This window comes from Prosthecobacter sp., from assembly GCF_044226605.1.
Lineage (GTDB): Bacteria > Verrucomicrobiota > Verrucomicrobiia > Verrucomicrobiales > Verrucomicrobiaceae > Prosthecobacter.
Window position 1 is genome coordinate 381,111 of record NZ_JBGAGS010000001.1, and the last position, 17,458, is coordinate 398,568.

General features: G+C 59.8%; 17 protein-coding genes. 5 read left to right on the top strand and 12 right to left on the bottom strand.

Annotated elements, in window-relative coordinates; genetic code table 11:
• Window positions 1–40: 40 nt before the first annotated feature.
• The 3 genes from ACILSO_RS01270 to prfB all read right to left on the bottom strand — a co-directional run bounded on the left by ACILSO_RS01270 (window position 41) and on the right by prfB (window position 3,004).
• Entirely contained in the window at window positions 41–838 is a 798-nt protein-coding gene (locus ACILSO_RS01270; protein WP_395735535.1) for an Hsp33 family molecular chaperone HslO, read from the bottom strand.
• A 48-nt stretch (window positions 839–886) separates the two neighbouring features.
• The gene (locus ACILSO_RS01275; protein ID WP_395735536.1) at window positions 887–1,753 is read right to left on the bottom strand and encodes a helix-turn-helix domain-containing protein; all 867 of its coding nucleotides are present in this window, start codon (window positions 1,751–1,753) and stop codon (window positions 887–889) included.
• Between the two features lie 101 nt (window positions 1,754–1,854).
• A protein-coding gene (gene prfB, locus ACILSO_RS01280; RefSeq protein WP_395735537.1) for a peptide chain release factor 2 occupies window positions 1,855–3,004 on the bottom strand; the annotation gives its coding sequence in 2 pieces (ribosomal slippage) (window positions 1,855–2,916 and window positions 2,918–3,004; 1,149 coding nt in all).
• A gap of 50 nt (window positions 3,005–3,054) precedes the next feature.
• On the opposite strand from prfB, the gene recO reads away from it, so the two are divergent.
• The gene (recO, locus tag ACILSO_RS01285; RefSeq protein ID WP_395735538.1) at window positions 3,055–3,600 is read left to right on the top strand and encodes a DNA repair protein RecO; all 546 of its coding nucleotides are present in this window, start codon (window positions 3,055–3,057) and stop codon (window positions 3,598–3,600) included.
• Between the two features lie 4 nt (window positions 3,601–3,604).
• On the opposite strand, the gene ACILSO_RS01290 is transcribed toward recO, so the two are convergent.
• From ACILSO_RS01290 to ACILSO_RS01300, 3 genes are read right to left on the bottom strand one after another with little or no spacing between them, the layout of a single operon-like run.
• On the bottom strand, window positions 3,605–4,129 hold the full coding sequence (locus ACILSO_RS01290) for a glutathione peroxidase (protein ID WP_395735539.1): 525 nt from the start codon (window positions 4,127–4,129) through the stop codon (window positions 3,605–3,607).
• Between the two features lie 39 nt (window positions 4,130–4,168).
• Complete coding sequence (locus ACILSO_RS01295; protein ID WP_395735540.1) at window positions 4,169–4,888, bottom strand: ABC transporter ATP-binding protein; 720 nt, start codon at window positions 4,886–4,888, stop codon at window positions 4,169–4,171.
• 19 nt (window positions 4,889–4,907) lie between these two features.
• On the bottom strand, window positions 4,908–5,702 hold the full coding sequence (locus ACILSO_RS01300) for a hypothetical protein (protein ID WP_395735541.1): 795 nt from the start codon (window positions 5,700–5,702) through the stop codon (window positions 4,908–4,910).
• A 100-nt stretch (window positions 5,703–5,802) separates the two neighbouring features.
• On the opposite strand from ACILSO_RS01300, the gene ACILSO_RS01305 reads away from it, so the two are divergent.
• A complete protein-coding gene (locus ACILSO_RS01305) occupies window positions 5,803–7,260 on the top strand; it encodes a sulfatase (RefSeq protein WP_395735542.1) in 1,458 nt (485 codons plus the stop codon).
• Between the two features lie 74 nt (window positions 7,261–7,334).
• Here the strand turns inward: ACILSO_RS01305 and ACILSO_RS01310 are convergent, their stop codons facing one another.
• Window positions 7,335–8,201, bottom strand: coding sequence for a M48 family metalloprotease (locus ACILSO_RS01310; RefSeq protein WP_395735543.1), 867 nt, complete (start codon window positions 8,199–8,201; stop codon window positions 7,335–7,337).
• Window positions 8,202–8,264: 63 nt separating this feature from the next.
• Between ACILSO_RS01310 and ACILSO_RS01315 the strand changes: the two genes are divergently transcribed.
• Entirely contained in the window at window positions 8,265–9,455 is a 1,191-nt protein-coding gene (locus tag ACILSO_RS01315) for an AI-2E family transporter (protein WP_395735544.1), read from the top strand.
• A gap of 189 nt (window positions 9,456–9,644) precedes the next feature.
• Window positions 9,645–12,230 carry an ATP-dependent chaperone ClpB gene (clpB, locus tag ACILSO_RS01320; protein WP_395735545.1) on the top strand — a complete coding sequence of 862 codons (2,586 nt, stop codon included), beginning with the start codon at window positions 9,645–9,647 and terminating at the stop codon, window positions 12,228–12,230.
• Between the two features lie 94 nt (window positions 12,231–12,324).
• Here the strand turns inward: clpB and ACILSO_RS01325 are convergent, their stop codons facing one another.
• The 4 genes from ACILSO_RS01325 to ACILSO_RS01340 all read right to left on the bottom strand — a co-directional run bounded on the left by ACILSO_RS01325 (window position 12,325) and on the right by ACILSO_RS01340 (window position 14,461).
• Window positions 12,325–12,819 carry a MauE/DoxX family redox-associated membrane protein gene (locus ACILSO_RS01325; protein ID WP_395735546.1) on the bottom strand — a complete coding sequence of 165 codons (495 nt, stop codon included), beginning with the start codon at window positions 12,817–12,819 and terminating at the stop codon, window positions 12,325–12,327.
• A gap of 84 nt (window positions 12,820–12,903) precedes the next feature.
• Window positions 12,904–13,299 (bottom strand): DUF2809 domain-containing protein, encoded by a 396-nt coding sequence (locus ACILSO_RS01330; RefSeq protein ID WP_395735547.1) that lies wholly within the window; start codon window positions 13,297–13,299, stop codon window positions 12,904–12,906.
• Window positions 13,300–13,330: 31 nt separating this feature from the next.
• Entirely contained in the window at window positions 13,331–13,525 is a 195-nt protein-coding gene (locus ACILSO_RS01335; RefSeq protein WP_395735548.1) for a hypothetical protein, read from the bottom strand.
• A gap of 348 nt (window positions 13,526–13,873) precedes the next feature.
• Window positions 13,874–14,461, bottom strand: coding sequence for a flavodoxin family protein (locus tag ACILSO_RS01340; RefSeq protein WP_395735549.1), 588 nt, complete (start codon window positions 14,459–14,461; stop codon window positions 13,874–13,876).
• A gap of 68 nt (window positions 14,462–14,529) precedes the next feature.
• Here ACILSO_RS01340 and ACILSO_RS01345 point away from each other — a divergent pair, with 68 nt between their 5' ends.
• On the top strand, window positions 14,530–15,978 hold the full coding sequence (locus tag ACILSO_RS01345) for an arylsulfatase (RefSeq protein ID WP_395735550.1): 1,449 nt from the start codon (window positions 14,530–14,532) through the stop codon (window positions 15,976–15,978).
• Between the two features lie 4 nt (window positions 15,979–15,982).
• Here the strand turns inward: ACILSO_RS01345 and ACILSO_RS01350 are convergent, their stop codons facing one another.
• Window positions 15,983–17,455: an MFS transporter gene (locus ACILSO_RS01350; RefSeq protein WP_395735551.1), complete on the bottom strand. Its 1,473-nt coding sequence runs from the start codon at window positions 17,453–17,455 to the stop codon at window positions 15,983–15,985.
• Between the last annotated feature and the right edge of the window lie 3 nt (window positions 17,456–17,458).

Consider the following 17,458-nt stretch of genomic DNA (forward strand, 5'->3'; position numbering starts at 1 on the left):
GTCTCGTTTGCGGCTGGGAAATGCAAGCGGGACGCTTGCCCTACGAGTGCGCGGAGCGCCACTGCTCAAAGCTCTCCTTTGGAGTGCGAAAGACAGCGCCGCAGCGCGGGCAGGTGATCTGGGCCACGCCATCGGCAAAAATATGGTCCAGGTCATCCTGCGGCAGGCGCATGATGATGGGCATCAGCCGCTCGATGGAGCAGCCGCACTCAAACACATAGCCGCGGGTCTCCAGCAGCGTGAGGTGCTCCGCGGTCTCGATTTCCAGCACCTTCTCCAGCGTCAGCGCATTGAGCCATTCTTCATCGCAGTCGGGCTCCGCGGAGATTTGCACAAATTCTTCATCTTCGAGACGGAAAAACCGGGTGATGCGCTGCTCGCTGGTGGTGTAAAAAGTCTCCACGGCTTTCAGCATGTCGCTGCCATAAAACTCGATCATGCTCTGCCGCGGCGGCTGGTCCGGGCGGGTTGTCTGGGCGATGAACAGGGCCTCTCCATCCTGGCGCACATCTTCCGTAAAGACCCGCCCCGCGACACGGCCGGGACGGGTGCTCCCAGTCACGAAGATGTTCGCCCGCTGCGGTTCCTTGACGTGGATGGTCCATGCGCAGCCCTCGTCCTGCGGACGTGAGCACAGGTGCAGCGCCAGTCCGGCCAGCGCGTCCTTGAGCATCTGATCCAGAGGCTCGGCGTTTTGGATGCCGTGCTGCATGAGGTGCAGGTAGTAGTCGAGGTAAAGCGGACTGAACCGTCCCCGCACCAGCAGCGCATTGCGCTTCCGTACGAAGTAGGAGCGAAGGTCCACCACGGAAAGATCCGGTTCAAGCATCTGACTCATGTCCTGCATATCTCACCAGATGAACGGCGGTGCAAGTGGCGCTGGATGTCACTTCCCGGCCATGCCGCGAAATTTCTGCCTGTAAGAACTCGGGGTGGTGCCCATGACTTCGCGGAAGCGACGGTTGAAGTTTGCCAGGTTCCGGTAGCCGCAGTCCATGGCGATGTCTGTGATGTTGGACACATCTTCCGCGAGCATGCCGCAGGCGCGGCCGATGCGCACTTCGTTCACATATTGGGGAACGGTTTTGCCCGTGCGTGAATGGAAGAAGCGGCTGAAAGCCCCGAGACTGAGGTGCGCCAGCTTGGCCAAGCGCTCGCGATCAATTTCCTCCGTCAGATGTGTGTGGATGAAGTCGATCACTCGCTCCATGCGGCCCTGGTCGGCGGATTCGAGCTTGGGCTCGAAATTGGAACTGGCCAGCGCCTTCAAATCTTCCGATTTCGCCAGCGCGTTGAGAATCGCCAGCAGCTCGATCACCCGCGCAAGCCCCTCGCTGTCTGCAAGGCGCTTCATGTGCTCCGTCACGGCTGCACGCGCAGGACCACGCACCTCCAGGCCACGCGCGGCGCGCTGCAGCAGCCGCTTTACCGGCTCCATTTCCGGCAGCGCCATGAAGTCACGTCCCAGGAAGTCCTCGTCAAACCGCACGATGATGGCATTCACTCGGCGCGACTTCGCGCTCGTGTCCTGATGCCACACATGCGGCAGATTGGACCCGATAAGAACAATGTCCCCATCTGTCAGGGGCCCAATATTGTCCCCCACCACCCGATGCCCGCGGCTCTCGATCGCCAGCGTGAGCTGATACTCCGGATGAAAATGCCAGCGCGTGCCATAGTCCAGCGCACGCACCACCTCACAGTGAAACGACTCCCACTGACGCTTGGGCACTTTTTCAAAGACAGGCTTCATGGGCGGAGAGTTTGCAATGGTTGGCGATGGATTGCAATGGTTTGCGATTGTTGAACCATCGCAAACAACAGCAAACCACTGCCAACAACCGCAAACGGGTTTTACTCGTCGTCGTCCTTGTCCCCTTCCCCGGCTTTCTGGCCGCGGAGCATGGCTTCCATGAAGGGGTCGAGTTCGCCGTCCATGACGTCGGAGATGCCGCTGGTTTTGACGCCGGTGCGGAGGTCTTTGACCATCTGGTAGGGCTGGAAGACGTAGCTGCGGATCTGCGAACCGAAGCCGATTTCACTCTTCTCGCCATACTGGCGGTCGATCTCGGCCTTGCGCTTGTCTTCCTCGATCTGGTAGAGCTTGGCCTTGAGCATGGCCATGGCTTTGGCCCGGTTCTTCGGCTGGCTGCGCTCGATCTGGCAGGCGACGATGACGCCGCTGGGAATGTGCGTCAGACGCACGGCGGTTTCCACCTTGTTCACGTTCTGGCCGCCTTTGCCGCCAGCACGATAGGTGTCCACGCGCAGGTCTTCATCCCGCACGACGATGTCGATGTCCTCTTCGGAGTCCGGCGTCACGTCGATGGAGGCAAAGCTCGTGTGCCGCTTCTTCGCGGCATCGAAGGGCGAGATGCGCACCAACCGGTGCACGCCGCGCTCGGCCTGCAGGAAACCAAAGGCATTTTCGCCGATGACTTCGAGCGTGGCGGAGCGAGTGCCCACGTCGTCGCCGGGTTCATGGTCGATCAGCTCCACTTTGTAGCCACGGCGCACGCACCAGCGCTGGTACATGCGCATGAGCATGTCCGCCCAGTCACAGGCCTCCGTGCCGCCGGCGCCGGAATGGATGTTGATGAAGGCATTGCCACGGTCAAAGGGTCCTTTGAGCAGCTGGCTGAGCTCAAAGGTGCCCACGTCTTCCGTGAGCTTTTTGTGCTCCAGCTCCACCTCGCGCCAGGTTTCCATGTCTCCGGCTTCTTTGGCCAGTTCGATGAGTCCGTCAAAGTCGGCGGCACGCGTCTCCAGCTCCTGCAGCGGTCCGATTTTCTTTTTGATGACGTTGGTGCGGTCGATCAGCTTGCGCGCCGCGTTTGCGTCATCCCAGAAGCCGGGAGCCGCCATGCGGTCCTCCAGCATGGCCAGTTCGTCTTTTAATTTCGGTACGTCAAAGATACCTCCGGAGCTCCCCCAACTTGGCCTTGAGGGCGGTGGTGTCGAGGGCCTGGAGGTCGGTGAGGATGGTCTTGCTGGTTTTTTCCATGATGCAGCGTAGATAGCGGCTGGGCGCGGGACTTCAACGCCTTTGTCATCATGGAAAAAACCGAGGCCATTCTCATCGGGCGCACGCGCTACGCGGAGGCCAGCCTCATTGTGCAATGGTGCTCGCCGGACATCGGTCTTTTCAAGACCATCGCCAAAGGCGCGCTGCGGCCCAAATCCCCCCTCGCCGGCGTGCTGGACCTTTTTGTTTCCGCCGAACTCCGCTTTGTGCGCAGCAAGTCCAGCGATCTGCACACGCTGGCCGAAGCCCGCTGGACGAATCCGCGCCTGGGCCTGCGTGAAAGCTACGGTCGCGTGCTTGCCGCCACCTACCTGGTCAAACTCGTCACCCTCGTCGCCGAAACGGATTCGCCCATTCCTGAGATTCACGAACTGCTCGTCAAAGCGCTGGACTATCTCTCAGGGAAGGACCCCGTGCCCGCTTTGATCACGCGCTTTGAGCAGCGTCTGGCTGAAATGCTGGGCATTATTCCTGAAGGAGAGAGTGGCATGGCGGCGGCGGCGATTGAGGACAGCTTTCACAGGAAGCTGCCGGTGCAAAGGCGGCAGCTCGCGGATTGGATGGCGAAGCATTAAGAGACTACTTCAGCGCCGCCTCGATCGCCGCTGTCAGCTCCGGTGAATTCGGCTCCACATCCGAGCCAAATTTTTGCAACACCTTGCCATCCTTGCCGACGAGGAACTTTTCAAAGTTCCAGCCGACTTCACTTCCCGTGGCAGATTGCAGCGCGGAATACAGCGGGTGCTTGCCATCTCCTTTGATCGCCACTTTGGCAAACATGGGAAACGTCACCTTGTAGTTCTCGGTGCAGAAGGCCTTGATGGCGGACTCGCTGCCGGGCTCCTGGCCACCGAAGTCGTTGCAGGGGAATCCCATCACCACCAGGCCCTTGCCGCTCATCTTTTCAGACAGTGCCTGCAGGCCCGCATACTGCGGTGTGTAGCCACACTCGGAGGCCACATTCACTATGAGGAGAACTTTGCCAGAATAGGCCTTCAGTGTTTCCTCCTTGCCATCGATGTCCTTGACCTTGATGTCCTGAACGTTGGTGTCGGCGGCGAGAGCGACGGATGTCATAAGAAGGGAGAGAAGGAGGGCTTTCATGGTGGGAAGGAACGCGCGGACCGGCGCGAGGGTTTCAGGTCATTCGACCATGCTTAAAAAGATGTCTTCCAGCCTGCTGCCGCGCTGCTCATGGTCGCGCCTCAGCTCCTCCAGCGTGCCGAGAGCCACGAGCCTGCCATGATGAATGATGCCGATGCGATCGGCGAGTTCTTCCGCGATGTTCAGCAGGTGGGTGCTCATGAGCACGGTGGTGCCGGCCAGGCTGCGCTCCTTGATCTCCCGCTTCACCGTGCGGGCATGAATGGGGTCCAGTCCGACCATCGGCTCGTCGATGACGAAGACCTTCGGGTCATGCAGCAAGGCGCTGGCGATGGCGAGACGCTGCCGCGTGCCGTGGCTGAGGTTTTCAATCCGCTGCCGGGAATACTCATGCAGGGCAAATTTGGTGAACAGGGCCGCCGTCTGCGCCTGCGCATGGGCAGGATCCATCTCAAACAATTCGGCGATGAATTCCATGAACTCCAGCGGGGTGAGCTTCTCATAAAACACAGCCACGTCCGGCACATAGCCGAGCAGAGACTTGGCCTGCAGAGATTCGAGCTGGACATCGTGCCCGCACAGCCGCACGCGCCCGGCATCCGGCTTCATCAGCCCCGTGAGGAGTTTCATGGCGGTGGTTTTGCCGGCGCCATTCGGGCCGAGGAAAGCAAACAGCTCGCCGGGCTTGATGGTGAGATTCAGGCCATCGAGCGCCCGCAGTTCGCCATAATTCATCGTGAGGTCTTCGATCTCGATCATGTGTCAGAATAAGTTCGGATCAGTGCGCCGAGTCCTGCAGTCCGTGGATGGTGGGCTCCAGCAGCACGTAGTCGTCCGGCAGGTCGATGCGCGCGAGCTCGCCGGCTTCGGTAAAGATCATCTTCACTTCGTACATTCCCAGGATGGGCAGCGTGAGTATGAAGCACTTCCGCTGCCTGCCAGCGAGCGCCATGAGCCCTTCCCGCGCCTGCAAGGTCATTGCCTCCGGCTGCGTGCTGCCTGATTTCGGCAGGCTGCCGCCAAACATGGAAAGCACGGCCATGGCGCCGCCTTTGCCTGAAACCATGTCCACGAGCATCTTTACATCCTTTGAATTCATCACCACACGGTCTCCCTGCTTGACCTGAACTTCTGGCGAGGGCTGGTCTTCGTTCCAGTTCAGGTGCATGCTGGCATCCTGGTGCGGAAAGCTGGCTTTGAGAGTCAGATGCTGCCAGCGCTCCGCATCTGCCAGGGTGGAACCGATGCTCCAGGTGGCGGCGATGCTGCGCATCTGATCGCCCGGCTCCGCCTGCTCCACCACACCATGGGCGATCAGGTCGTACATGACCAGGCCTTCCGCCTTGTTGCGGCGGCTTACCTGAAGATCTGCATGGCCGATTTTTTCGCGATGATGATAGAGATGCAGCGTGGTGCCGAAGGTTTCCGACTGCCGCAAGAACAGATTCATCACCATCTTGGGCGGGACGATGGCGAAGCGCGAGGCCTCCGGAAAATAAATGTCACGCACCAGCAGTCCGGACATCACCGCCCAGAAAAGCACCGCCAAAACTGCCGCCACACGCCAGAACATTGCCTGAATAGTAGCCAGGAAACGCGCGTGCTGGCAAGCGCCACAGCATTTTGCTGCAAAAAATCTCGCCACTTCCGCCCGCCCTTGCCACGATGATCTCATGCGCCTGCTGCTCGCCTTCCTCCTTGCCACCGTGTCCCTTTCCGCCGCGGATCAGCGTCCTCCCAATGTGGTGGTCATTCTGCTCGATGACCTGGGCTACGCTGATCTTGGCTGCTTTGGCGCAGAGAAAATTAAAACGCCGAACATCGACCGCATGGCGGCTGAGGGCACGAAGTTCACCAGCTTCTACGTGGCTCAGGCGGTGTGCAGCGCCTCACGGGCGTCGCTGATGACCGGATGCTACGCCAACCGCGTGGGCATGCAGGGTGCGCTGAACCACACGAGCAAGGAAGGCATCCATCCCGATGAATTCTTGCTGCCTGAAATGTGCAAAGCGCGCGGCTATGCGACGGCGGCCTTTGGCAAATGGCACCTGGGCACCGACCTGCTTTTCAATCCGCTGAACAACGGCTTCGATGAATTCCTCGGCATCCCCTATTCCAATGACAACAGCAAGTACCACCCCTCGCTTGCGCAGGAGATGCCTCCCCTGCCCTTTTATGATGGCCTGAAAGTCGTCGAAACCGACCCCGATCAAAGCCAGTTCACCCAGCGCTTCACGAAAGGCGCGACGAGCTTCATCGAGCGAAACAAGGACCGCCCCTTCTTCCTCTATGTGCCGCATGTGATGCCGCACGTGCCGATCTTTGCCAATGAGGCCTTCCGTGGCAAATCAGGCGCAGGTGTGTATGCCGACGTCGTGGAGGAACTCGACTGGTCGGTGGGCCAGATCCTCGGCACGATCAAGAGCTGCGGCATCGAGGACGACACTCTGGTCATCCTCTTTTCCGACAACGGCCCCTTCCTCAGCTACGGCAACCACGCGGGCAGTGCCAGGCCCCTGCGCGAAGGCAAGCTGACGACCTTTGACGGCGGCGTGCGCAGCCCCTTCATCGCCCGCTGGCCGGGACGTGTGCCTGCGGCAAAGGTGTGCGACGAACCGGTGATGGAAATTGACCTGCTGCCGACGATTTCCACCTTGATCGGAGGCAAGCTCTCCGAGCGCAAAATCGATGGCAGTAACATTCTCCCGCTGCTGGAAGGAAAAGCGGGCGCCAAGTCGCCGCATGAGGCGCTGATTTTCTATGGTGGCGATGAACTGCAAGCCGTGCGCAGCGGAGTGTGGAAGCTGCACTTTCCACACCCCTACATCACCGTGGATGGCGAGCCGGGGCGTGATGGGAAACCGGCACGCTTTGGGCAGATGAAGCCGAAGGCCATCACGCAGAGCGGCATCTCAGGCATCGCCTCGCGGCATGGCTATCGCGTGGAGAACATCGGCCTTTCACTCTTCAACCTGGAGGACGACCCGGGCGAGACACGCGATGTGGCGAAGGATCATCCGGAGATCGTGGAGCGTTTGCAAAAGCTTGCTGAGCCGATGCGCAGAGAGCTGGGGGATGCTTTGCAAAAAGTGAAAGGCGCGGAAAACCGCCCGCTGGGAATGGCACCGTAATACGGGTCTCTTCGTCTCAGGTTTGGGAGCCTTGGCTGGAGCGAAGTCTTGAGGAATCAGGATGATCCCAATCCTCAGCGCCGCGCTGCTCTCTCCTGCGCAATCACCGCCCGGATGTGCTCCATGCGATTGTCCGGACTCGGATGCGAGCTCATGAATTCGGATCTGCCCCCGCCACCGCTCACCTGGGCGAGGATTTCCATCACGCCGATGAGCGCTTCAGGATTGTAGCCGGCCTGCATCATGAAGCGCACGCCGAGGGCGTCGGACTCTGATTCATCTTCACGACTGAAAGACATCACACGCCACTGGGCCACAAAATTGGCAAGATAGGCACCGCTGTTGTTGCGGCCATCGGAGGTCATGATGCCGAAGCCCTGCGCCAGGCCGCTCCACTTTTGGGAATTCGCCATCTGCTCATTGGAGTGCCGGCCCACCACGTGACCCATCTCGTGACCAAGCACGCCTGCGAGCTGGTCTTCGGATTTTAGCCGGCGAAACAAGGCCTCGGTGATGAAAATCTGCCCGCCGGGCAGGGCGAAGGCATTCACGGTTTGTGTGTCGGCCAGCAGGTGGAATTGGAACTGATAAGGAGTCTCCCGGGCTGCCGTGGAGGCGATCAGACGTGCACCGACGCGGTCCACCATCGCGCGACCGGCAGCATCACGAGAGAGGCCGCCACTCTGGCGGATCATCTGAGGGGCGGATTCCAATCCCATGGCGATTTCCTCCTGCGGTGTGGCCAGCGAGAGCTTCTGATCCCGCCCGGTGAACTCATTATGGTAGCTGGTTGTGCCAAACTGGTAGTAGAGCAACGTGCCGGCCATGATGAGCAGACCCATGATGACGCGGGGACTGAGGCCCAGCCCGCGGGAATTGCGATCGTCTCCGAAGACGTGTTTTTGATTGAGATTCAACAGGCGGCGGTGCGTGGAGATCATGGATGTGCTCTATACTTCATGGAAAAATCTTGAGCCAGCAGCTATTTTGCGGCATTGCAGATCATGTCATTGTTTCAGGATCAGGACCACACCGTGGATTGGGGCCGCAAAGGCTCGCAGGCGGTGGTGACGCTCGCGTGTTTGTTTGTGGTGCTCACGGGCATGAAGATCGCGGCGAATGTGCTGGTTCCGATTGTGTATGCATTTTTCCTCGCGGTGCTGAGCTACCCGATGGTGCGCTGGCTGCGACGTCGCAGGGTGCCGGCTGGTCTGGCGCTTGGCATCACCATGGCGGTAAACCTGAGCGTGCTGGCGGGTCTGGTGACCGTCGGTGTGCGGTTGCTCATCAGTTTCTGGCGGGATCTCCCCCACTACCTGCGCGGACTGGAGCGCTACTCCAATGAAGCCGCCACATGGCTGGAGGCAAACGGTGTGCCAGACGCCAAAACGACGGTGAGCGGGCTGTTTGACTGGAACAACCTCATCGGCTGGGCCACCCAGCAGGATGTCATGAGCAATCTCGGCTCCCTGGGAATCAGCACTTTCGGCACCCTGGCCACGTTTCTCGCCAGCCTCATCATGGTCATCATCGTGATGATGTTCATCCTCATGGAGGCGCACGGCACCCAGAGCCGGCTGCAGGCAGTCCAGCTTTCCGGAGGGCCTGATTTAAGCGGCCTGCTGCGCAGCGCGGATGACATCCAGAAATACTTGGGCGTCAAAACTCTCATCAGCGCGCTGACAGGCCTGCTGGCAGGTTTTTGGTGCTGGTTCTTTGATCTGCACTACCCGCTGCTCTGGGCGCTGCTGGCCTTCCTTTTTAACTACATCCCGGCCGTGGGCAGCACGGCGGCCTCCGTGCCCGCCATCGTGGAGGCGCTGGTGCAACACGGTCCTGGTACCGCGGTCTTCGTCGCTCTCGGCTACGGCGGCATCAATTTCTTCCTCGATAACTTCGTGCAGCCCACCATGCTGGGCAATCGCTTTGGCATCTCCCCGCTGGTGGTCATTCTCTCCGTCATCTTCTGGGGCTGGCTGTGGGGGCCGCTGGGCATGTTCCTGGCCGTGCCTCTGACCATGGTGCTCAAGGTGCTGCTGGACAACAACGCCGAGTTCCAGTGGATCTCCGTCGCGATGGCGAAAAAGAAGGTGCGCCATGGGGAGGTGGAAATGGCGGGGTATGACCTCATGATGAACGACGAGGAAACCATCGGCAGCGGTGCGAGCACGGAGTTTCCGGGGCGGGAAAAGTAGCGCCACCTTTGTGCTGCACATCTGTGCCACTTCGGCGTTTTCGCAGTGACAGCGATGCACTCAATTCGTGCACACCAAACGTATTAAAAGAGGCCCTTCACTAGGCAAATCAGGCGTAGCAGGCCCTGCCGTGGCTGTGGCATGCTTCCAGCAAGAAAGATAGAGAAACCAACCCTTCTCCCATCAACCATGTCACCCGAAAAATTCACCGTTAAGCTGCAGGAAGCCTTCAATGCCTCCCAGTCCATCGCCACCCGCCATGGGCATCAGGAATTGAAGCCTTCCCACCTTTTGCTCGCACTTCTGGAGCAGGAAGGCGGCATCGCCACGCCGCTGTTTGAAAAGTCAGCGGTCAATCCCGCTGCGGCTCAAAGCCTGAAAACCAACGTCGAAGCCCTCCTCGCCCGCCAGCCCAAGGTGAGCGGTGGCACCAGCGGCCTGCATCTCTCCAATGAGATGCGCGAGCTCATGACCAAGGCCGAGGATGAGCAGAAAAAGCTGAAGGACGAATACCTCAGCGTGGAGCACGTCATCCTGGCCCTGTTCAAAACGAAGACCGAACTGACCGATCTGCTTAAGCAGGCCGGGCTGACCTATGACACCGTCTCCAAAGGCCTCTCCGCCGTGCGTGGCAGTCAGCGCGTGGTGGATCAAGACCCCGAAGGCAAATACCAGACGCTGGAAAAATATGGCACCGACCTCACCGCCCGCGCGAAGCAGGGCAAGATCGACCCCGTCATTGGCCGCGATGAAGAAATCCGCCGAGTGATGCAGGTGCTCAGCCGCCGCACGAAGAACAACCCCGTGCTCATTGGCGAGCCTGGCGTGGGCAAGACTGCCATCGCCGAAGGTCTTGCGCGTCGTATTGTTGCGGGGGACGTGCCCGATTCTCTCAAAGGCAAGCGCCTCATCAGCATGGATCTCGGCGGCATGATGGCCGGTGCCAAGTTTCGCGGTGAATTTGAAGAACGTCTGAAAGCATTCCTCAAAGAAGTCACCTCCAGCGAAGGCGAGATCATTCTCTTCATCGATGAACTCCACACCATCGTCGGCGCCGGCAAAGGCGAAGGTGCCATGGATGCTGGCAATCTGCTCAAGCCGCAGCTTGCCCGTGGCGAACTGCGCTGCGTCGGCGCGACCACGCTGGACGAGTATCGCAAATACATCGAAAAAGACCCCGCGCTGGAGCGCCGCTTCCAGCCGGTGAAGGTGGGCGAGCCCAGCGTGGAGGACACCATCGCCATTCTGCGCGGTCTGAAGGAGCGCTATGAAGTGCACCACGGTGTGCGCATCCAGGACGGTGCGATCATCGCCGCCGCCACGCTGAGCAATCGCTACATCACCGACCGCTTCCTGCCGGACAAGGCCATCGACCTTGTGGATGAAGCCGCCAGCCGCATCAAGATCGAGCTCGACTCCATGCCCACGGAGATTGACGTCATCGAACGCCAGATCATGCAGGGCGAGATGGAACGCCAAGCTCTGAAAAAAGAAAAGGATGCCGCCTCTAAATCCCGCCTCGAAAAACTCGACAAGGAGATCGCCGATCTGAAGGAAAGCTCCGCCGCTCTGAAAGCCCAGTGGTTGAAGGAGAAGGAAACCGTCGATGCCGGCCGCAAGGTTAAGGAAGAGATCGACCGCCTCCGCACCGAGCTCGAACAAGCCCAGCGCCGTGGCGACTTCGGCCGCGCGGGTGAGATTCAGTATGGCCTCATCCCCGACCTCGAAAAGAAACTCAGCGCCGCCCCTGTGGAAGCCTCGCAACCGCGTGCCGCTCATTCACTGCTGCGCGAAGAAGTGACGGAGGATGACATCGCCCGCGTCGTTGCCAACTGGACCGGCATCCCCGTTTCACGTCTTCAGGAAGGCGAGCGCTCCAAGCTCGTGAAAATGGAGGAGCGCCTCAGCCAGCGCGTCATTGGCCAGAAGGACGCCATCGCCGCCGTCAGCAATGCGGTGCGCCGTGCGCGTGCGGGCATTCAAGATGAAAACCGTCCCATCGGCAGCTTCCTCTTCCTCGGCCCCACCGGTGTCGGCAAGACCGAGCTTTGCAAAGCCCTCGCCGAATTCCTCTTTGATGACGAAAGCGCCATGACCCGCATCGACATGAGCGAGTACATGGAGAAGCACAGCGTCAGCCGCCTCATCGGCGCGCCTCCGGGATATGTCGGTTATGAAGAAGGCGGCCAGCTCAGCGAAACTGTGCGCCGCCGTCCCTACAGCGTCGTGCTGTTCGATGAAGTCGAAAAAGCGCACCCCGATGTCTTCAATGTGCTGCTGCAGGTCCTCGATGACGGCCGCATCACCGACGGCCAGGGCCGCACGGTCGATTTCAAAAACACGGTCCTCATCATGACCAGCAACATCGGCAGCAGCGCCATCCAGGACGTCACCAATCCTGAACAGCGCGACGCCCTGGTGCGCGACAGCTTGAAACAGTTCTTCCGCCCCGAGTTCCTCAACCGCATCGATGAGATCGTCATCTTCGACCGCCTCGATGCCGCGCAGCTCGACAGCATTGTGAAGATCCAGCTTCAGCGCGTCATCGACCGTCTCGCCAAGCAGAACATCCACCTCACGGTCACGGATGACACCACCCGCTATCTGGCGGATGCTGGCTTCGATCCCGTCTTCGGCGCCCGCCCCCTCAAACGCGCCATCCAGAAGCATCTCCTCGATCCGCTCTCACTCGCGGTCCTCGAAGGCGGCTTCAAAGAAGGCGACCACATCACCGCCGAGATGAAGAAGGGGAAGGTGGAGTTTGTGAAGGGGTGAGACAGCTCAACCCTCCTGCCTGCATTCCGCCTCCTTCAGCACCTTCCACAGACCTTTGTCTGTGGAAGGATGTCACATCAAGCTGCAGGCGCTCCTAGATGCCATGGATTAGCATGGCACAAGCGATCGCCGCGATTCCTAAATCCTCCAGCAGAGGCACGCTCGAAAGAGGCGCACTCTTGATTTGCCTTCCTGCCACACCCGCGGCTCCGAAGAGCATCACCACAATGGTGGCTGCATAAACGCTCCCCGGATGCCAATGCGCAAGGTAGGCAAATCCCAGCACCAGCTCGATGAACGGATAGGCATAGGCATAAGCCCTCACCCGTTTTGCAAGCAGGTCATACCTTCGAAACCGACACACGAACCCCGAAAGGTCGAAGAACTTGAACATGGAAAACATGATCAAAAAGATGCCCGTGAAGTCGTGCATCCAGCTCATCCATTGCCACGCGCCTCCGGCCATCTCCATTTGCCTGGCACTTGCAGCCAGCAGTGACAGCAAAATGCTCACCGCCAGCGGCAGATACTCGTCCAGATGTGAATCCCTGTCTTCGTGACTTGGTTGAACTGCGTGTGCCGCACTCATGCAGCATGATACGGCTCTCGCGGGCATGCCGGTTGTGTCCTACGTCCTTCGATTCATTTTTGTCCTCCTTCAACCACCTGAGCTTTATCGTCGTCGTCGCCAAAGAAATTCCGCGCCGGTTCCCAAGACTATCCCTACCACATACGCCAGCAGGTCCGGCGCATTGAAGGTGGAACCCAGAACAAGCCGCCCTGGCAGGGTGCTGCGGATTTGGTCGAGCCAGGGAGCGTGATACAACTGCGAGAATTCAATTCCCCACGCGAAGCCAAGAGCGATGAGGGCCACCCGACACGTGGATGCTCTGGGAAAGCAAAGCCCCGCTCCGAGAAAAATAGCCAACGCCCAAAGCGCATCCCCACCGTATTTGGCGAGAAACGGCGACAGAGGAAGATAGCGAGACTTCCACACCAAACCCGCGCCAAGAACCAGCATGAGCGATCCCATTTGTAAAAGCCGGTTACGCCGCATGGTTTCTGTCATGGGTCTCCATCAGCGGCATGCCTCCCGATCTTTACGAGGCTCGCTTCTTGCTCGCCCTCTTCGGCTTCTCCGGCGCCAGCGTCATCTGAGGCGTCACTTTGATGCCCATGCGCTTGTAGTAGTCCAGCATCTCTTCAGTAGCCACCCGGCTGGTTTCGAGGCCGATGCGCACCATCTCCGACATTTCCATCGGTGGAACTTCCTGAAGGCTGTTGGAGGCAAGCATGGTTCGAGGCGTGGAGATGGCATGAATAGGATGTACCTTTTCGACTAGAGGCTTTTTCCTTCGCCTCCTCCTAGTTTTCTCCGGCGCCAGCGTCATCTGCGGCGTTACCCTGATCCCCATGCGCTTGTAATAGTCGAGCATCTTTTCCGTGGCTACACGACCTGCTTCGAGCACAATTTTCGACATCTCGGACATTTCACGTGGGGGGCCCACCTGGCTGCGAATGCAATCGACTATGGTTTGAAGTTTATCCATGGACTGTGCCTACGGTTAGCGATTTGTCACACTGGTAAGGCTCATAATCCCACAATCTCTACCCCTCAGCAAGTGGCGGGTAATCCTCAAAAATCAGATCGCCTCAGGCTTGTCCTCCACAAAATCACTCGGGCACAAGCGCTTCACCTTCTTCGTCAGCGGGTTCTGATCCTTGCGGCCGTGCACATAGAGCGCGGTCCATTCCGCGAGTCGGCGGCCGAGGATGCGGCAGGCCTCTTGGGTCTCCTCTTCTCGCGGTGCCTTGGAAGCCACCGCTCCATAATGCAGTGTCATCTTTTTGCCGGAGTAATCGGTGACACCGAAGACGAGGAAACCGAAATTCATGAGCACGGTGAGGATGGACTGGCAGGCCATCTCCATGCCGCCGCCCCAGCCGCCTGCGCTGCTGAAGGCGCAGGCGATCTTGCCATCCACCTCCAGCCACTTGTCGGCCATCGTCTCGTCCCAGAAGCGCTTCATCTTCCAAGAGAGGATGCCCATGTTCGTCGGGCTTCCCACAGCGAGACCGTCACACCACACGACATCATCTGCTGTGGCCTGATCGACATGGCGCAGGCGCACCTCGGTGTCCGATACCTGGAGTGCCCCTTCCTCCACAAGCGCGGCCATCTTCGCGACATTGCCGCTGCGGGAATCATACAGGACGAGGATCTTGTTCATGGTTCTCCACGCTAGACAGCCTCTTTTCCTGAAGCAACCCGCGACTTCCCGCGTTTTGGTGTCACTCCATGAAGCCCTTCCTTATTCTCTCACTGCTCCTGCTCGGCGCTCTAGCCCACGCCGCGGACAACAAGCCGAACATCATCTTCATCCTGGCCGATGACATGGGCTATGGCGATGCCGGCTGCTTCGGGCAGAAAATGCTGACGACGCCGAACCTCGACAAGATGGCCGCCGAGGGCATGAAATTCACGCGCATGTATGCAGGCTGCACCGTCTGTGCGCCTTCGCGCTGCGTGCTCATGACGGGCCTGCACACCGGCCACTGCCGCGTGCGTGGGAATGGCGAAGGCCACATCCCGGATGAGGACCTGACTCTGCCGAAGGTGCTGAAATCGGCCGGCTACCACACCGCCTGCATCGGCAAATACGGCCTGGGAAAGCCGCTTCCTCTCGATGACCCTCAGCGCAAGGGCTTCGATGAATTCTTCGGCTACGTGGGCACCAGCCACGCGCACAATTTCTACACCAAGGCTCTTGTCCGGAACGGCAAGATCGTGAACTTGCCAAACACCGTCATCCCAGGCTCCGCCAAAGATGCGAAAGACTATTCTGACAGCGACCTCGTGGGCACCGGCGTGGCGCCGCTGGACGGTCGCAAGGCCTGGGCACCTCAGCTGCTTTCCGACGATGTGCAGCGCTATCTGGGCGAGCGTGCCAAGGAGAAAGAACCTTTCTTCCTCTACTACGCCTTCAACATCCCCCACGCCAACAACGAGGCCGGCAAAACCTCTCCTCTCGGCCATGGCATGGAATCTCCCGACTACGGCGAATACAAAGACAAGGACTGGCCCGACGCTGAGAAAGGCTTCGCCCAGTTCATGCGCTTCCTGGACAATGACGTGGGCAAAATCCTGGCCCGCCTCAAGGAACTCGGCCTCGCCGAAAACACCCTGGTCATATTTTCAAGCGACAACGGCCCGCATCAGGAGGGCGGGCACCAGAGCGACTTCTTCAACAGCAACGGCGACTTCAAGGGCATCAAGCGCGACATGACCGACGGCGGCATCCGCGAGCCTTTCATCGCCTGGTGGCCCGGCAAGGTGAAAGCCGGAGCCGTGAGCGAGCACGTCAGCGGTTTTCAAGACCTCCTCCCCACCGTGGCGGATCTCAGCCTGACGAAGCTCGAAAGCGAAACACGGATCGACGGCATTTCCTTCGCCCCCACCCTGCTCGGCAAACCGGGGCAGCGGGAGCATTCCCATCTCTACTGGGCCTTCAATGAGCAAGGGGGCAAGCTTGCCGTGCTGAAGTGGCCCTGGAAACTCATCCACCTCAATACAGGAGGCGAGCCTTCAGAAACGAAGGTCAAAAACAAAGGCAAGGCCAGGTCTCTCGAAAAACTCCTCTACAATCTGGAGTCCGACATCGGCGAGGAAAAGAATCTCGCTGCCGAAAAGCCCGAAATCGTGGCGGAGCTGGAAAAGCTCATGCAGGCCTCCTGGCGCGCGCCGTGATTGCTTAACTCTCCGCACGCCGCTGCCTTGATATCACGACGTGAGCGATGCTCGCCAAAAGAGCCGCCACCGCAAAGGTCGCTTTCAAGCCTTGGGCGATGGCATCCGGGCCTGCCGGGAGAGGCTCTGCGGCCATCGCTGTCGCCAGTGTGAACACGCTTCCCATCACAGATGCTCCGGTGATCAGGCCCAAATTACGCGAGAGATTGAGCATGCCGGAAACAAGGCCGCGTTGAGCCGGCGCCACGTTCTTCATGACGGCCGTGACGTTTGCCGTTTGAAAAAGCGCATAAGTCGCTGTGATCAGGACGATAGAAGCGACATACCCGGCGATGCCAGCCCCCTGGGGCAGGAGGGCCAGCAGCACGGAACCCGCAGTCATTCCCTTCAGGCCGGTCAAGACCGTCCACCGCGCGCCGAAGCGGTCCACCAGACGGCCGGCGGGAACTCCTGCAAGCGCCGCCACTGCAGGCCCGCATGTCATCACCACACCCACCGCAGCAGCATCCAGCCCCAGAGAGACTGCGAGGTAAAAGGGCCCGACGACCAGGGTGGACATCATTACCGTGGCAACCAATGCGCCTGCGGTCAGCCCGCTTCGCAATTCGGGTGCCAGGTGAAACACCTTCAGCGGCACGAGAGGTGACTCTGCTTTTGCTTCTGTTCGCAAAAAAGTCAGGACTCCAGCCGCCGACGCGAGCAGCAGCCCCAGATTCCCCACCCCGAAATGCCCCCGGTTTGTGGTCATAGCCAGTGCATAAGCTGAGAGCGCCACAGCCAGCCAGACATTTCCCGCCAAGTCCAAGGCGGAGAGATTCATCCGCGCCCGGGGCTGCACCCGATCGGATGGAAGGTAGTGGCCAACCAGAGCAAAGGTCAGCAGACCCAAGGGAACATTCATCAGAAAGATCGCTCTCCAACCAGCTGCCGCGATGCCCATGCCCCCCAGCGACGGCCCGAGCGCCGTGCCCAGGGCTGACATGGTGCCGATCAAGCCCATGGCCCTGCCGGTTCTCTCCTTGGGGAAAGTTTCTCCCACCAGGGCGACCGAAAGAGACATCATCATTGCTGCCCCCGCTCCCTGCAGTGCCCGGGCACCGACTAGCAAGCCGAGAGACGCAGCGGCACCTGCGAACACGGATGCCGTGGTGAAGAGGGCGACTCCCGCCATGAGCAATCTCCGGCTGCCGAAAACATCTCCCAAACGCCCCGCGCTGACACTGAGGGCGGTAACCGCGAGCAGATAGGCCAGAACAACCCACTGCGCATGCTGCACTGAAGCATGGAAGACACGAGCAAGCTCAGGCAGTGCAACGCTGGCGCTGCTGGTCCCGAGGGAGGACAGAAGCATGCCCAGCGAAAGACCTGCAAGGGCCCCGCGCTGAGAAACCTTGGGAGATGCAGCGTCCCCGGCGGCGACACTGGCAGATTGAAGATTTGTTTTCCACATGCCCGCAGCAAAGCCCTTTTGAGACATGGC

Coding starts and splice junctions, on each gene's coding strand:
- ACILSO_RS01335 (WP_395735548.1), bottom strand. CDS start 13,525: ATGCTTGCCTCCAACAGCCTTCAGGAAGTTCCACCGATGGAAATGTCG.
- ACILSO_RS01300 (WP_395735541.1), bottom strand. CDS start 5,702: ATGTTCTGGCGTGTGGCGGCAGTTTTGGCGGTGCTTTTCTGGGCGGTG.
- ACILSO_RS01350 (WP_395735551.1), bottom strand. CDS start 17,455: ATGTCTCAAAAGGGCTTTGCTGCGGGCATGTGGAAAACAAATCTTCAA.
- ACILSO_RS01310 (WP_395735543.1), bottom strand. CDS start 8,201: ATGATCTCCACGCACCGCCGCCTGTTGAATCTCAATCAAAAACACGTC.
- ACILSO_RS01270 (WP_395735535.1), bottom strand. CDS start 838: ATGAGTCAGATGCTTGAACCGGATCTTTCCGTGGTGGACCTTCGCTCC.
- ACILSO_RS01305 (WP_395735542.1), top strand. CDS start 5,803: ATGCGCCTGCTGCTCGCCTTCCTCCTTGCCACCGTGTCCCTTTCCGCC.
- ACILSO_RS01290 (WP_395735539.1), bottom strand. CDS start 4,129: ATGAAAGCCCTCCTTCTCTCCCTTCTTATGACATCCGTCGCTCTCGCC.
- clpB (WP_395735545.1), top strand. CDS start 9,645: ATGTCACCCGAAAAATTCACCGTTAAGCTGCAGGAAGCCTTCAATGCC.
- recO (WP_395735538.1), top strand. CDS start 3,055: ATGGAAAAAACCGAGGCCATTCTCATCGGGCGCACGCGCTACGCGGAG.
- ACILSO_RS01330 (WP_395735547.1), bottom strand. CDS start 13,299: ATGACAGAAACCATGCGGCGTAACCGGCTTTTACAAATGGGATCGCTC.
- ACILSO_RS01275 (WP_395735536.1), bottom strand. CDS start 1,753: ATGAAGCCTGTCTTTGAAAAAGTGCCCAAGCGTCAGTGGGAGTCGTTT.
- ACILSO_RS01340 (WP_395735549.1), bottom strand. CDS start 14,461: ATGAACAAGATCCTCGTCCTGTATGATTCCCGCAGCGGCAATGTCGCG.
- ACILSO_RS01325 (WP_395735546.1), bottom strand. CDS start 12,819: ATGAGTGCGGCACACGCAGTTCAACCAAGTCACGAAGACAGGGATTCA.
- ACILSO_RS01295 (WP_395735540.1), bottom strand. CDS start 4,888: ATGATCGAGATCGAAGACCTCACGATGAATTATGGCGAACTGCGGGCG.
- ACILSO_RS01345 (WP_395735550.1), top strand. CDS start 14,530: ATGAAGCCCTTCCTTATTCTCTCACTGCTCCTGCTCGGCGCTCTAGCC.
- ACILSO_RS01315 (WP_395735544.1), top strand. CDS start 8,265: ATGTCATTGTTTCAGGATCAGGACCACACCGTGGATTGGGGCCGCAAA.